Source organism: Flavobacterium sp. ALD4, assembly GCF_002836475.1.
Classification (GTDB): Bacteria; Bacteroidota; Bacteroidia; order Flavobacteriales; family Flavobacteriaceae; genus Flavobacterium.
In genome coordinates, this window is the sequence record NZ_PJBJ01000030.1 from 1,143,497 (window position 1) to 1,159,512 (window position 16,016).

Below are 16,016 nucleotides of genomic sequence, written 5' to 3' on the forward strand. Positions count from 1 at the left end.
GGTTTTCTCTTTGATGTTTTCTTACATTTGCATGCAATGAAAAAGAAGCAACTTATAATTAGTATTTCTTTGGCACTGACGTTATTGTTTTCAATACTGTTTCAGTGCATTCATACGTATGAGCATTTTGTCAAGCAATTTTCTCAAACGGAATGCCATCACAAACAGAATGGAACTACTGCTCAAATCACACATAAGCATCATAGTTTCGACACTTGTAAAGTATGCCATTTCACTTTTGGCTCTTATGTAGCTCCAAAGGTTTTGGCCTACACACTCATTTCAAATTACAAAGTAGCACCTTATTTTTACAAAACTGCTAGAGCGATTGTTTCTTTTTCAGGTAGTTTGTATTGTCTTCGGGGTCCGCCTTCGGTTATTATTTAAATTACTTTTTTCTCCAACCAATTCTTACGAAGGTTTTGTTGGAGATGTTTTACTATTTAAATAATTGCAATTCAGTGGCCTTCTTTAAGATCCTGTTTGAGCACAATACAATCATTTTTTGATGAGAAAAATTATAATCACCTTATTATTAGGGTTTTCAGCAGTGCTTCACGCACAAAATTCAGTCTCAGGTACGGTAACGGATATGACAAATCAGCCTGTAAGCGGCGTATCGGTGTATGCGCCTGAGCTACATAAAGGAACTACGACTGATGAAAACGGAAAATTCAGTTTGACGAACCTTCCCAATGGCACCGTAAAGTTGAGTTTTACTTCCGTAGGGTTCATAACTCAAAATAAAACTATAAAAGGACTTGAAAAAGAAACCCCACTTGATATAATACTAGAAGAAACCGTTTTTCAAATGGATGCAGTAATCGTATCTACTGCTTTCAATAAAATACAATCACAAAATGTGATGAAGGTAGAGCATAAAACCATTAAGGAATTACAGCAAAAAGGAACAGCAACCTTAATAGAAGGATTGGCAACTATTCCCGGAGTATCTCAGGTTTCTACTGGAACATCGATAGGGAAACCGGTTATCCGTGGTTTAAGCGGAAACCGCGTTTTAGTCTATTCACAGGGGGTTCGAATGGAAAACCAGCAGTTTGGAGACGAACATGGTTTAGGGTTAAATGATGCCGGAGTAGAAAGCGTTGAGGTAATCAAAGGTCCTGCGTCTCTATTGTATGGTTCAGATGCCCTGGGCGGTGTTTTGTATTTTAATCCGGAGAAATTTGCAGATGCGAATACTTTTAAAGCTAATTTCAGTCAGAAGTTGTTTTCTAATACTTTAGGGAGTAACTCTTCTTTGGGGTTAAAAACGTCTACTGAAAACTGGAAATTTATTGCCAGAGGAAGTTACAATACGCATTCTGATTATCGAATATCGGGAGGGGATCGAGTAACCAATACCCGTTACAATGAAACGGATTTTAAAACTGGAATTGGCTATAGTAACTCCAGCTTTTCTTCGATTCTTCGATACAATTATAACAAATTAGATTTAGGAATTCCAGAGGATGGAATAGCAGAACAAACGTCAAGTAAAAACACAACATTTCCGCGGCAAGGGGTTTTCAACCATCTGTTGAGTTTGAATTCAGTGATCTATCTAAAAGATTCAAAGCTGGATTTTGATTTAGGATATGTAGCTAATGACCGAAGCGAATTCGAGGATAGTGATGTAGCAGGTCTACGTATGAAACTGAAAACTTTTAATTACGATGCGAAGTACCATTTACCTAAAATGGGTAAACTGGAATCAATTTTGGGAATTCAAGGAATGCACCAAACCAATTCTAATTTAGGAGAGGAATACTTGATCCCAGATGCTACCACAAATGATTTTGGAGTTTTTGGAACTATTAATTACGAATGGGACAACAACAGTGCACTTCAGGCAGGTTTGCGTTTTGATAATAGAAAAATAGCTACAACTGAAAATGGAACAGTGGGAGAAGAAGGTTATTTTAAAGCCGTCGATAAATCATTCGATAGTTTTAATGCTTCCTTAGGGTACAAAACGAATCTTGCTGAGGATTTGACTTTAAGACTGAACCTGGCTTCAGGATTTAGGGCGCCTAATTTAGCCGAATTGACTTCCAATGGAGTTCACGAAGGAACCAACCGCTATGAAGTAGGTAACAGTGACTTGAAAACAGAACAAAATGTACAGTCTGATATTAATTTAGAATACAACAATAGTCATTTTGAGTTTTTTGTAAATGGTTTTTACAATCACATCAATAATTATATTTATACGGCGCCTACAGGAACTCAACGTGACAATAATGATGTTTTTGATTATATTCAAAATAATGCCAAATTATACGGGGGCGAAATAGGATTACATTTTCACCCACATCCTTTAGACTGGTTGCACTACGAAACTAGTTTTGAAACTGTTACTGGTAAGAAACAGAATGGGGACTATTTGCCGCTGATTCCAGCTAATAATTGGAGTAATACTATTAGAACCGAATTCAGAATCAAGAACTGGTTTGAAGCGGGTTATGCTACTTTGAATTTTACTAGCACATTCAATCAAAATAATGTTAGCGGATTTGAAACAGAATCCAATGGATATACTTTGGTTAATCTTGGTTTTGGAGGAACCGTAAAACTTGGTGAAACGGTATTCGACATCAATTTAAACGGAAATAATTTGTTTGATAAAAGTTATATTGCTCATCTTTCTCGTTTAAAAAATGATGGAATTCCAAACATAGGACGCAATATCGTCCTTGGGGTAAATTTCGATTTATAAAAAAACAACAGTATATAATGAGGCGCTATCCGAAAGGGTAGCGCTTTTTTTATGATCTAATTTCGAAATGTTTATTGGCTTTTTCGGAAAAGGAGAATTACATAAAGCTTCGCAAAGCAAACGCTAAGTTTTTTAAAGAGTTTTTAAACATTTAGAAATTAAGGATTATTAAGTGTTGGGTGATTTTTTTACCATATCAGTCATATAAGTGTGATGAGTTTTGGGCTTACTTTTTGTAAATCATTTTGAGAGTAAGAGGCATTAAGAGTTGGCTTAATTTCTTAATAGTTTTAAGATTTGCGACTCTCTGCCTTACCTCCGCGTATCTCTGTGAAGCATATTTTCGCTACCATAAATTAAAAAAAGATAAATCATTTATATGTTTTAAAATTTCAACCCCATTTTGATTCTAAGTTCCGTATCTTTGTTTAACAGATACACGAAGAGGTTAAACAATATTATTTTCTAATTAAAATAGAAGACAGATTGAATAACAGCAATAAAAATCAAGTAGAGTGCTTAAAACTGCAATAAATATTGTTTGGTTCAAAAGAGATTTACGTTTCGTAGATAACGAAGCTTTATTTGCTGCGCATAATTCGGGATTACCTTTGTTGTTCGTTTATTTTTTTGAACCTACGGTAATGAATTACGACGACGCTGATGTTCGGCATTGGCGTTTTATTTATGAATCTGTTCAAGACTTACAAGCCAAGTTAAATACCGCAAATTCTAAAATATATTTTTTTCACAGTGAAGTAGAGCCTGTTTTTGACGAGTTGCTAAAACGCTATGATATAAACACGGTTTTTTCGCATCAAGAAATTGGTAATAAGCTCACGTTCGACAGAGATTTAGCCATGAAAGCTTTTTTTCAAAAAAACAATATCCTCTGGAAGGAGTCACAAATGCATGGTGTTATAAGAAGGTTGAAGTCAAGACAGCATTGGGATAAACGATGGGAAGATGTTATGCGTGCCGAACCCAAAATTATTAACGAAGCGGATTTAAAATTAATAAAACTGGAAGATGCTTTTTATGATTCGGTAAGGGGAGAAAACCTTCCTGAGTGTGTTACAACCAGAAATAAAGATTTTCAGCAAGGAGGGGAACATCTTGCTTGGCGCTATTTAGATAGCTTTGTAAAAGAACGCTATGTCAATTATAGTAAGCATATTTCTAAACCGGCATTGAGTAGGAAAGGCTGTAGCCGCTTGTCGCCCTATTTGGCATACGGGAACATCAGTATGCGTATGATTTATCAATACACGAATCAGCATTATGAGAATTCTAAAAACAAACGAGCGATTCTCAATTTTGTATCTCGACTCCATTGGCATTGCCATTTTATACAAAAATTTGAAGATGAATGTAGGATGGAATTTGAAAATGTAAATAGAGCGTATGATGTGCTAATTAAGCCAAAAAACGAAGACTACATAAAAGCCTGGCAAGAAGGAAGAACGGGGGTGCCTATAGTAGATGCCTGCATGCGATGCTTAGTTGCAACGGGATATATTAATTTCAGGATGAGGGCTATGGTGGTTTCGTTTTTTACTTTCAATTTATGGCAAGATTGGCGGGAGCTGCATTTTTTGGCGAGACAATTTTTGGATTACGAACCAGGAATTCATTACCCACAAGTTCAAATGCAATCAGGAACAACAGGAATTAATACTATTAGAATTTATAGCCCAATAAAAAATTCTGAAGATCACGATCCGGATGGTGTTTTTATAAAACAATGGCTGCCTGAATTGGCTGGAATTCCGGTGAATCTAATTCATGAGCCTTGGAAATTAAATATGATTGAACAACAATTTTATGATTGCGAAATAGGTATTGACTATCCTGCTCCCATTGTAAATATTGAAGAAACTAGAAGGTATGCCAGTGACATTGTCTGGAGTTTTCGTAAAAAAGACGAAGTGAAAGAGGAGGGGAAAAGAATTTTGAAAAAGCATGTTTCTAATCCGAATCGGAAAACAAGAAAAACAAAACTGTAATGACTATTTTTTTAAAAGCAAACTGGGAAAACATCATAATGGCTAATTATGAAATTGATCCTAAAATACTACTTCCTTTCTTACCTAAAGGAGTGGAGCTTGATTTGTATAATGGTAAAGCGTACATGAGTCTGGTGGGGTTTATGTTTAAGAAAATCAAGCTATTCAATGTTCCAATCCCATGGTTTGGCAATTTTGAAGAAATCAATTTACGATTTTATGTAGTTCGAAAAGAGGGTGGCACATTAAAGCGGGGTGTGGTTTTTATAAATGAAACCATCCCGTATCCCATTGTGGCTTGGATGGCCAATAAATTATACAAGGAGCATTACACCGTTGTCCCGACGAGGCATGAAATAACTAGGGATACTAAAAGTCAAAAAGTAAATTTTGAATGGCTCTTAAATAAAAAATGGAATAGTATTTATGTAGAAGCAACTGTAGCGTCTAAGGTGATGAAAAGCCCCTCTTTAGAGAAATTCATATTTGAACATTATTATGGATACACTAAAATTGACGAAAATAATACGGAAGAATATAAATTGCAACATCCGAGCTGGCGTGTAAATCAAGTGCTAGAGTATAAAATTGATTGCGATTTTAAAGCAATGTATGGTGATGCTTTTGAGGTCTTAAATGATACAGAGCCAGAAGCAGTTTTTATAGCAGAAGGTTCAGCAGTGGGCATAGAATGGAAAAGAAACCGCTTAAATCTAGATGATGAAAGGAGTTAAAAAACAAAACTTACCAACTAAAATATGCTTGGTATGCAACAAACCTTTCACTTGGCGGAAAAAATGGGAAAAGGTTTGGGATGAGGTAAAATATTGTAGTGATAAATGCAGAAGTAACAAATAATATGGCAAATAAGACTTTAAGATTAATTCTTGGCGATCAACTAAATAGCAATCATTCTTGGTTTAAAAACACGGATGACGCGGTTACTTATGTTTTGATGGAAATTCGAACAGAGACTGATTATGTAGCGCATCATATTCAAAAAGTAGTCGGGACCTATTCCGCAATGAGAAATTTTAGCGAAGCGCTAAAGTTAAATAATCATCAGGTTATTTATATTAAACTAGTGGATGAAAATAACTTACAGTCATTTGAAAAAAACATTCAAAGCCTGATTGTAAAACATAATTTCACTCATTTTGAGTACCAACTTCCAGATGAATACAGGGTTGATGTGGTTTTGACAAATCTATGTAACTCGATTTCAATCGAACATTCAGCAGTAGATACGGAACATTTTTTCACCTCTCGTGTGGAGCTAGCACAGTTCTTTGAAGGGAAGAAAACTTTTGTGATGGAAAACTTTTATCGCATGCTCCGGAAAAAGCACAATGTTTTAATGGATGGGAATAATCCAGTAACAGGAAAATGGAACTACGATAAAGAGAATCGTAAAAAGTTACCTAAAAATCATAAACCGACGCCGCCGTTAGTTTTTGATAATGATGTTTCGGAGGTTTTTGAGGAAATAAAGAAAACAGATATTAAAACCATCGGAAATGTTGATGCTACTAATTTTGTTTGGCCAGTGAACCGAGAACAATCGTTGCAGTTGCTCGATTTTTTTCTTGCCGAGTGTTTGCCTTTATTTGGTAGTTATCAAGATGCGATGTCGCCGAACGAATGGTCTTTATATCATGCGCGAATTTCATTTTCGATGAATATAAAAATGATTTCACCACAAGAAGTAATTGCTAGTGCAATACAGGAATGGGAAAAGCGACCTGACGAAATTGAATACAATCAATTAGAAGGGTTTGTACGTCAGATAATAGGATGGCGTGAGTATATGCGGGGAATTTATTGGTTGAAAATGCCAGATTATGCTAGCATGAATTTTTTCAACAATAAAGAAAAGTTACCAGATTGGTTTTGGACCGGGAAAACTAAAATGCATTGTTTAAGAGATACTATAAATCAGTCTTTAAACTATGGATATGCACATCATATTCAGCGATTAATGATAACGGGAAATTTTGCGCTTTTAGCAGGCATTAATCCTGACGAATTAGACGCTTGGTATCTCGGGATTTACATTGATGCTATTGAGTGGGTAGAAATTACAAATACGCGTGGGATGAGTCAATTTGCAGATGGCGGGATCGTAGGGACAAAGCCGTATGTAAGTTCGGCATCTTATATTAATAAAATGAGCCATTATTGTGGCGATTGTTTTTATGATAAAGAAGTAAAAACGGGTGAAAAAGCGTGTCCGTTCAATAGTTTGTATTGGAATTTTTATAATAAAAATGAGGATAAATTAGCGAAAAACCCAAGAATTGGAATGATGTATAATGTTTGGAATAAGATGAAGCCCGAATCAAAAGTGGCTCTATTAGAACAAGCTGATTATTATCTAAAAAAAATAAATGAATTATGAAAACAGCGATAGTGTGGTTTAAAACAGATTTACGATTATATGATAACGAAGCACTTGTAAAAGCAATCGCACAAGGCGAAAAAGTGTTACCTGTGTATTGCTTTGATGATGCAGATTTTGTAACAACTCGCTATGGTTTTAAAAAAACGGGTAATTACAGAGCCCAATTTTTATTGGAGTCGTTACAAGATTTAGACGCTAATTTGCGTAAAATAGGCTCGGGCCTGATGATTTTAAGAGGGAAGCCAGAAGAGGAAATTCCCAAAATTGTAGCAGAATATAAAGTCTTAAAAGTTTTTGCTAAACGCGAAGTAGCATATGAAGAAAAGGAAACAGAAACTTTGGTTCAAACAGCCCTTTTTAAATTGCGTTGTGAACTAGAAACCTTTAGCAGTAGTACTTTGTATCATGCAGAAGACTTGCCGTTTGCTATAAAAGACATTCCAGATGTTTTTACTAATTTTAGAAAAAAAACAGAACTAGATGCTACAGTAAGAGCTGTTTTTGATAGCCCACTAGCGATGACCTCTCCAGATATTCCTGAAATGATTTTACCTACTTTACAAGAGTTAGGCCTGGAATTTTCTGAAATAGACTCGCGTGCCGCAATTCAATTCAAAGGAGGAGAAACGGCAGCAATGAAGCGATTAAATAATTACTTTTTTGAAACGAAAAATCTCTCTGTCTACAAAGAAACCAGAAATGGAATGGTGGGCGAAGGGTACTCTTCAAAATTTTCGGCTTGGTTAGCTATGGGCTGTATTTCACCTAGGACTATTTATAAAGAAATAAGGGTATATGAAAATGAAAATGGGGCCAATGATTCCACGTATTGGTTGATTTTTGAATTATTATGGCGTGATTTCTTTCGCTTTATGTTCAAAAAATACCAGACTAAATTTTTCTTATATGCGGGTATAAAGGGCGAAAAAGAAAATTCAGAATCCTTGAGTAACAAACTGTTTTCACAATGGGAAAATGGTGCTACTCCTTCTGATTTTATCAATGCTAATATGATAGAATTGAAACAAACTGGTTTTATGAGCAATAGGGGTAGACAAAATGTGGCGAGCTATTTTTGTAATGAGCTCAATATGGATTGGCGTCTAGGAGCTGCTTATTTTGAATCTCAATTAATAGATTACGATGTTTGCAGTAATTGGGGCAATTGGGCTTACTTGGCGGGCGTGGGGAATGACCCAAGAAAACACCGTTATTTTAATATTGAAAAACAAGCGAATGATTATGATAAGGATAGGAGTTTCCGGGATTTGTGGTTGCAATAAATTGCTTTGAAAAGAGTCACAAAGTAATCGCAATGATTCATTAAGCTTTTATATCAGATCAACCATATAAGTTTATACGCTATTTGAGATTGGGTTTTCACACCTATTGATATTTTTTAACTGTTGGATTAATTTTATTAATTCCTTGATGGTTTTAATTTTTTAAAATTTGTGCGTCTCTGTGAAATAGTTTTTACACCAAGCTTCTATTAACTTAGATATTTTAAAATTCGTAACAAATAACCGCTTTTAACGACCTATCTCAGTACCCTTTTATTAATGCAAGAAAGCCAGACAATTTGCTTATTTTTGATAACCAACAAAAAAACACTAATGAAAAAACTAATTCTAATAATGGCAGTATTACCTACGATAGCTTCTTTTGCCCAAAATCAAAAACCAATCCACTATCCAGAAACTAAAAAAGGAGAAACGATAGATCAGTACTTTGAAGCTAAAGTCGCAGACCCTTATCGATGGTTAGAAGACGATCGTTCTGCAGAAACAGCAGCTTGGGTTAAAGCTGAAAACAAAGTGACTTACGGTTATTTAGACCAAATTCCTTTTCGCGAAGCACTTAAAAACCGCATGGAGAAACTGTGGAATTATGAAAAAATAGGCGCTCCTTCAAAGGAGGGAAACTTTACTTATTATTCTAAAAATGACGGATTACAAAATCAGTCGGTAATGTATAGAAAAGATGCTTCTGGTAAGGAAGAGGTTTTCTTGGACCCCAATACTTTTTCTAAAGACGGAACAACCTCACTTGGAGGAATTGATTTTTCAAAGGACGGCTCAAAAGTAGCCTATGCAATCTCTGAAGGAGGAAGCGACTGGAGAAAAGTGATTATTATGGATGCGATATCTAAAAAAGTGATTGAAGATACTTTGATCGACGTGAAATTCAGCGGATTGTCATGGAGAGGGAGTGAAGGATTCTATTATTCCAGTTACGAAAAACCAAAAGGGAGTGAATTGTCTGCCAAAACAGATGAACACAAATTATATTTCCATAAACTGGGAACAGCTCAAAAAGAGGATCGTGTAATTTTTGGCGCAGACCAGAAACGCAGGTACATTGGAGGTTATGTGACGGAGGATGATCGCTATTTAGTAATTTCGGCTGCTAATTCTACGTATGGGAATGAATTATATATCAAAGATTTAACGAAGCAAGACAGCCCGATTAGTACGATCGTAGATAATTTCAACAGCGATAACAGTGTAATTGATAATGAGGGAACCAAGTTATTTATAGAAACCGACTTAAATGCACCTAACAAACGTATTGTAACTGCAGATGCCACTAACCCATCGCCATCAAACTGGGTTGATTTTATTCCGGAGACGGAGAACGTTTTGTCGCCTTCTACCGGTGGCGGGTTTATTTTTGCCAATTATATGAAAGATGCCGTTTCGGTAGTGAAACAATATGATTATAGTGGTAAAATGTTACGCGAAATTCAATTGCCTGGATTAGGATCTGCAGGTGGTTTTAGTGGTAAGAAAAAAGAGGAAACTTTATATTATTCTTTCACTAATTACACTACGCCAGGAACTATATACTCCTTTGAAGCTAAAAAAGGAAAATCAGCAGTATATCAAAAACCAAAAGTGGACTTTAAAAGTGAAGATTTTGAATCCAAACAAGTTTTTTATACTTCAAAAGACGGAACTAAAATCCCAATGATGATTACCTATAAAAAGGGTGTGAAATTGAACGGTAAAAATCCAACAATACTTTATGGTTATGGAGGTTTTAACGTGAGTCTAACGCCAAGCTTTAGTATCGCTAATGCGGTATGGTTAGAAAATGGAGGGGTTTATGCCGTACCTAACTTGCGTGGCGGAGGAGAATATGGAAAAAAATGGCACGATGCAGGGACCAAAATGCAAAAGCAAAATGTATTTGATGATTTCATCGCGGCGGGCGAATACTTGATTGCTCAAAAATATACTTCTTCCGAGTTCCTTGCAATTCGTGGCGGGTCAAATGGAGGTTTATTAGTAGGGGCAACGATGACACAGCGTCCAGAATTGATGAAAGTAGCTTTGCCGGCAGTGGGAGTGATGGATATGTTGCGTTACCATACTTTTACGGCAGGTGCAGGTTGGTCATATGATTACGGAACAGCACAAGACAGCAAAGAAATGTTTGAATATATCAAAGGCTACTCTCCGGTACACAACGTAAAAGCGGGAACACACTATCCAGCTACTATGGTCACCACCGGGGATCACGATGATAGAGTGGTGCCTGCGCACAGTTTTAAATTTACGGCGGAGTTACAGGAAAAACAAACAGGAAATAGTCCGGTTTTAATTCGCATTGATGTAAAAGCAGGCCACGGTGCCGGTAAATCATTGGCAGCGACTATCCAAGAAAATGTCGATATTCAGGCGTTTACGCTGTACAATATGGGATTCAAAGAATTGCCAAAATTAAAATAATTTAGATTTTATTTGAAGCTATCCCGATAGCTATCGGGACTACTCCCGACGCTTTTAAGCACTGTATTCACGATAACAAAAACTATGGTCTATGCCCTCTTTTGCTAATTCGGGAGATCCCGCTTCAATTAGGAATGGGAAATAGAAACACAAAGAACTATTTTTTATACAAAACGCCAACCGAGAGATTGGCGTTTTGTATTTGCATAAGTTAAAGCAGATAGCGGCTCGTTTTTTATAAGTCGGAAAGTAATATTTTAGACAAGCGTTCGTCGTGTCCATAAATATCTTCATAAAAATGAATTTGACCGTCGCTATCAACCCAAGCCGTAAAATAACCTATGTATACTGGGATTCGGGTTTTTAGATTGTAAGTTTTCTCGACTTGTCTATTCATGGCGGCATCTATTTTCTCGACTGTCCAGTTTTTATCGTCCTTTAAAACTTCGATCGCTAAATCTCTTGGACGAGCTAAACGAATGCAACCATGACTAAATGCCCTTTGTTCTTCGTCAAACAAACTTTTTGATGGGGTATCATGCATAAAAATAATATGGGAATTTGGAAAAACAAATTTCACTTTACCCAAGGCGTTCTGTGGTCCGGGTCTTTGCCGCACTCGATGTCCAACCCATTCCATATCGTGTTTTGCTAGATAGTTACTGTTTCTGGCAATAGCCGGTAAAATTTCTTTTCTTAAAATACTTGATGGTACATTCCAGTAGGGACTAAATATAATTTGGTTCATTTGGCCGCTGAACACAGCCGTTTTATTCATGGATTTGCCTACGACAACTCTGGAGACGAGTAGGGGCTTGCCTTGCTTGAAATAAGTTAGGATAAAGGAAGGGATATTCACCACTATAGATTGTTCTATTTTTGTTAAACTGGGCGAAATCCATCTCGAGCGCTCCATATTGACCATAATAGTCTTGATGCGGTCGTGTGTGGGTATATTCATATTCGTAATATGTTTGGGCAACAGTAAGGAATCCGGATTGAATGCGTTGCGTTTTTTGTACTTTAGGATACCTTCCACTAAGTAATTATCAAAGATGTTTTTTTTAGAATCTATTATTAAATCTCCGGTAATAAACAGACGGTTTCTAATTTGTAAGATGACATCGGAAGTATCTCCGGGTTTCAGGGATTTTAATTTTTTGGAAAAAATAATTGGGTCCCAACCCCCTTTTTTTTCAATGTCACGGTAATTTTGAAGTGCCTTTTTTAAAAGGTAATATTGCCCGGGAAGGTCTTTTAGCTGTTTGTTGAGTAAGCCGGGGTCCTGAAGCAAGGAGTCCAATCGATTGACATACGATTGTTTTTTTCGGGGTAGATACCAACCTAGTTCTACCGTTTTTTTCGCATCTAATCCTTTAAAAACGCGATCAGCATAAAAAAAATAAAGAGAAGACATAAGAAGTTCCACCTCCAGATCTGACTTGTTTATATTCTCCGTATCCTGAAAAATAGTTTGTATTTTTTCTGCATAGGGTACACGTATTTTAAGTCCTTCCTGCTCTAAATTATTGACTTTGTTGTATAATAAGGCTGCAAACTCATTCATGCCATTGCTGTCATGCCAAAGAAACTGGTAATCGTGTTTCTTGTAGAGTTGGACAACTTCCGGTTTGAGGTATTTAAACTTTGGATATTTAACAAAAAAAGGGGCTACTAAAGTACTGTCAAATGGTATTGGTGGGAAGGAAGGAATTTTTTGGTAATTGAGAGCAGCAGACACTGACGAAAAACTACTCGCTGTTGTCGTAGTGGAAAATCCTACTATTAGCAAGCTGTTTATTAAAAAAACAGAAATGACAAGTATGCGTTTCATGTCAATATATTTATGGTGTTAACTATAAATATACAAAAAAAAAGGGGGAGTAATTTTTAAGTAACGTTTTGACAAATGGGAAGTTATAAAAAAACGGTCAATATTAATCCTCGTGAGAAAGATTACCTTGTTGTGAAGCTGTGAATCGTTATTTTATAAATAGCAATGCCGCTAATTCGTCATCTCTATTATAAACGTTTCATAAAAATGATTGTCTTCCTTGTCATCTGCCCAAGCGGCAAAACAGCCAAAGTAAACCGGGATTTTATTTTTTAATGTCTACCATTTTTCTTCTCCGCTATTCATGGCTTTGATAATCTTTTGTTTATGCCATTTTTTATCATCTTTCAAGATAAGAGTTGCCAGTTCAATGGGCTTTTCCACTCGAATACAACCGTGACTGAATGCTCTGTCTTCTTTATTGAATAGACTTTTTGCAGGAGTGTCGTTTAAATAAATAGCATTCGAATTAGGAAACAAGAATTTTATTAATCCCAATGAATTTTTAGGTGTCGGTTTTTGTCGCACGTAATCGTTATGCCACTGCATACCGTATTCTTCCAAATAATGTCCGTTTTTTTTGATACGGGGAAGAATTTCTTTGTCCAGAATGCTCTGCGGAATATTGCAATAAAGACCAAATAAATAGATTTTATTGGAGCGCTGAAAATCACTGTTTGATTCATCACTTTTCCCACATCGGATTGCTATCTGATACCCTATTTTTTTTACAAGACAATGTACCAAGTAAAAACAGAAAAAACGCAATTGCGATATGTTAAAATAATTTTCTCATACTGATGGAGTTTGTACTTCCTTTTAAAACTAATGCTAGAGTACATTAAAAGTCTATATGATATTGCATAGTTGCCTTTGGCATGGTAGTTTAGAATCACAAAAAAATGTATCGCGTGTGGTATTAATAGAATCAGCAGTGACTTAAGAGAATTGACTAGTCTTATTCTGAATCCTTAGAAAATAATAAGTCAGCTAAACGATCGTCTCGTTGGTATAAGTCCTTATAAAAATTGATTTTTCCAGTATCGTCAACCCAAGCAGTAAAATAACCAATATGTATCGGGATTTCATTCGTGAGTATATGGATAGTTTGCTTTTCTCCTTTCATAGCTTCATTGATAGCGTATAGGGGCCAGTTCGTATCCCCTTTTAGAATTAATATTGCCAGTTCCTTGGCTTTGTCCATATTGATACACCCATGACTAAATGCACGGTAATCAAATTCAAATAAACTTTTATAGGGGGTGTCGTGTAGATAAATGGCATTCGAATTCGGAAACATAAATTTAACTAATCCCATTGGGTTTTTGAATCCAGGTCTTTGTCTGATGTTTCCATTATTCCATTCCATGTCGTGTGATTCAAGATAATTTTCGTTTTGAAATATGGCTTGTTTTAATTCGTTTTCGATGATACTTCTGGGAACATTCCAATACGGGCTAAAAACAATAGAACTGATGGATCCGCTGAAGACTACTGTTTCGGTCATATTTTTACCCACTAAAAGATTAGATTCCAATTCTTTTTTGCCGTTTCTGTTGTAGGTCAGTTTAAAAGCGGGAATGTTTATAACTATATATTCAGGGACTTGTGTAAGCTTAGGGTCAATCCATCGACAGCGCTCCATATTTACCATAATAGTGCTGATGTATTTCTTTATTGGTATGTTCATTCGTTGCACTTGCCAGGTCGAAAGTATTTTGTTGGCTTTGTATCCGTTTCTTTTTTTGAAACTCATGACTCCTGCCATCAATTCTTCGTCATAAAGGTTGCTTCCAGAATCCTGCTTTAAATCTCCCATAACAACAAGACGGTGTCTGATTTGACCAATTGTTTTTGAGCTGTCATTGTGTTTGTAGTATTGTACCAAAGGATCAATGTAAATGGGGTTCCAATCACCGCTTTGTTCTATCGCTCTATATATTTTCAAGACTTCACGGAGTTTGTAATATTGTCCAAATAGTTGCTTTTCATTTTTGCTTAAAAGTTTAGGGTCTGCTAAAAGGGAATCCAAAAGGTCCTCATATGAAATATTTTTTCGGGGCAGAAACCATCCGATTTCGATGGTTTTAGTGACATCGATTCCAAGGAACACTTTCTTTGCATAAAAGATATACATAGTGGTTAATAGTATTTCTGTATCGGTTTGTGAAAGTTCAGTCGCGGTATTCGTATTGAATATCCCGTCAATTATGGGGGAATATGTTAAGCTGGATCTCAGACCTTCTTCTTCTAAGCTGTTCACTTTGGAATAAAGTAAATCAGCAAATTCAATCAGGCCTTTTTTATCATACCAAATTGAATTGTAATTTCGGTTTTTATATAAAGCAAGTACATCGGATTGGTATTTTTTTAAATCGGGATATTTGGTAAAAAAAGAATTGAGAATAGCCTCGTTAATTGGGATTACAGATTTTTCAACAGGAGTCTTTTGAAAAATTTTGGCAATGGAAATTATCTTTGCCGGTATATCGTCATTTCTGTAATGATAAAAAGCGGCAAGAGAAAAACCACATAAAACAACTACAATCGATAAAAATAAATTTTTCACGGTACTAGCATTTGCTTAAAGATAAATAATTATGTGCTTTTTATAAAATAAATGGAGGTCAACAAGAGTTTAAAGGAGGTTTTTTGATCTATTCTATTCTGTTTTTCGGTTTTTTCTTTCAAAGAGCAAAAGATTTTATATTTTTATCTAAATTATTAGCTCATGAAAAAAATCATATTTGTCCTACTTGTAGTGACGATTTCCTGTAAGCCAACCGAAGACACTATCTTCTCTGATGACACTCAAATCAATATATTGCTTGATTCTTGGCATAAAGCTGCAGCAGACGCAAGGTATGACGCCTATTTTAGTAAGATGACCGAGGATGCTGTTTTCATCGGTACCGATGCGACTGAGAATTGGGGAAAACCCGCCTTTCAAGGATTTGCAAAACCTTATTTTGATAAAGGGAAGGCATGGAATTTTACAGCATTGGAACGTCATATTTATTTTGATAAAACAAAAGAGATGGCTTGGTTTGATGAATTGTTGAATACGCAAATGAAAATATGCCGGGGTTCAGGAGTACTGGTGAAAATAGGGAGCGAATGGAAGATCAAACAGTATGTTTTATCGATGACGGTTCCGAATGAAAATGTGAATGCCGTTATCAAAATCAAAGCGCCCATAGAAGATAAACTGATATCGGGTTAATATAAAGCGAGTCGATAGCCAAATATTTTAGTATAAACAGTACTTTTTTTGTAGGGTATAAGCTGGTTTGGATTAATTTTTCTTTCGTTCGGTCTTCGG

12 protein-coding genes are annotated in these 16,016 nt (G+C 35.9%); 9 read left to right on the forward strand and 3 right to left on the reverse strand.

What is annotated here, in order from left to right; all coding sequences use genetic code 11:
* Positions 1–36: 36 nt before the first annotated feature.
* From CXF59_RS13735 to CXF59_RS13770, 8 genes are all read left to right on the forward strand, one after another.
* The gene (locus CXF59_RS13735) at positions 37–387 is read left to right on the forward strand and encodes a hypothetical protein (protein ID WP_101138310.1); all 351 of its coding nucleotides are present in this window, start codon (positions 37–39) and stop codon (positions 385–387) included.
* Between the two features lie 121 nt (positions 388–508).
* Positions 509–2,719 (forward strand): TonB-dependent receptor domain-containing protein, encoded by a 2,211-nt coding sequence (locus CXF59_RS13740; RefSeq protein WP_101138311.1) that lies wholly within the window; start codon positions 509–511, stop codon positions 2,717–2,719.
* 515 nt (positions 2,720–3,234) lie between these two features.
* Positions 3,235–4,725, forward strand: coding sequence for a cryptochrome/deoxyribodipyrimidine photo-lyase family protein (locus CXF59_RS13745; RefSeq protein WP_101138312.1), 1,491 nt, complete (start codon positions 3,235–3,237; stop codon positions 4,723–4,725).
* On the forward strand, positions 4,725–5,459 hold the full coding sequence (locus CXF59_RS13750; RefSeq protein WP_101138313.1) for a YqjF family protein: 735 nt from the start codon (positions 4,725–4,727) through the stop codon (positions 5,457–5,459). The genes CXF59_RS13745 and CXF59_RS13750 overlap by 1 nt, the downstream gene beginning before the upstream one ends.
* Positions 5,446–5,583: a DUF2256 domain-containing protein gene (locus CXF59_RS13755; protein WP_101138557.1), complete on the forward strand. Its 138-nt coding sequence runs from the start codon at positions 5,446–5,448 to the stop codon at positions 5,581–5,583. The genes CXF59_RS13750 and CXF59_RS13755 overlap by 14 nt, the downstream gene beginning before the upstream one ends.
* A gap of 1 nt (position 5,584) precedes the next feature.
* The gene (locus tag CXF59_RS13760) at positions 5,585–7,123 is read left to right on the forward strand and encodes a cryptochrome/photolyase family protein (RefSeq protein ID WP_232758901.1); all 1,539 of its coding nucleotides are present in this window, start codon (positions 5,585–5,587) and stop codon (positions 7,121–7,123) included.
* Positions 7,120–8,409, forward strand: coding sequence for a DASH family cryptochrome (locus CXF59_RS13765; RefSeq protein WP_198554702.1), 1,290 nt, complete (start codon positions 7,120–7,122; stop codon positions 8,407–8,409). Before CXF59_RS13760 ends, CXF59_RS13765 begins: the two co-directional genes overlap by 4 nt.
* 354 nt (positions 8,410–8,763) lie before the next feature.
* The gene (locus CXF59_RS13770) at positions 8,764–10,860 is read left to right on the forward strand and encodes a prolyl oligopeptidase family protein (protein ID WP_232758922.1); all 2,097 of its coding nucleotides are present in this window, start codon (positions 8,764–8,766) and stop codon (positions 10,858–10,860) included.
* Positions 10,861–11,095: 235 nt separating this feature from the next.
* Here the strand turns inward: CXF59_RS13770 and CXF59_RS13775 are convergent, their stop codons facing one another.
* The 3 genes from CXF59_RS13775 to CXF59_RS13785 all read right to left on the reverse strand — a co-directional run bounded on the left by CXF59_RS13775 (position 11,096) and on the right by CXF59_RS13785 (position 15,263).
* The gene (locus CXF59_RS13775) at positions 11,096–12,694 is read right to left on the reverse strand and encodes a murein L,D-transpeptidase (RefSeq protein ID WP_101138316.1); all 1,599 of its coding nucleotides are present in this window, start codon (positions 12,692–12,694) and stop codon (positions 11,096–11,098) included.
* 279 nt (positions 12,695–12,973) lie between these two features.
* Positions 12,974–13,462, reverse strand: coding sequence for a L,D-transpeptidase family protein (locus CXF59_RS13780; RefSeq protein WP_232758903.1), 489 nt, complete (start codon positions 13,460–13,462; stop codon positions 12,974–12,976).
* A gap of 190 nt (positions 13,463–13,652) precedes the next feature.
* On the reverse strand, positions 13,653–15,263 hold the full coding sequence (locus tag CXF59_RS13785; protein ID WP_101138317.1) for a murein L,D-transpeptidase: 1,611 nt from the start codon (positions 15,261–15,263) through the stop codon (positions 13,653–13,655).
* 162 nt (positions 15,264–15,425) lie between these two features.
* Here CXF59_RS13785 and CXF59_RS13790 point away from each other — a divergent pair, with 162 nt between their 5' ends.
* The gene (locus CXF59_RS13790) at positions 15,426–15,917 is read left to right on the forward strand and encodes a nuclear transport factor 2 family protein (RefSeq protein WP_101138318.1); all 492 of its coding nucleotides are present in this window, start codon (positions 15,426–15,428) and stop codon (positions 15,915–15,917) included.
* Positions 15,918–16,016 lie beyond the last annotated feature (99 nt).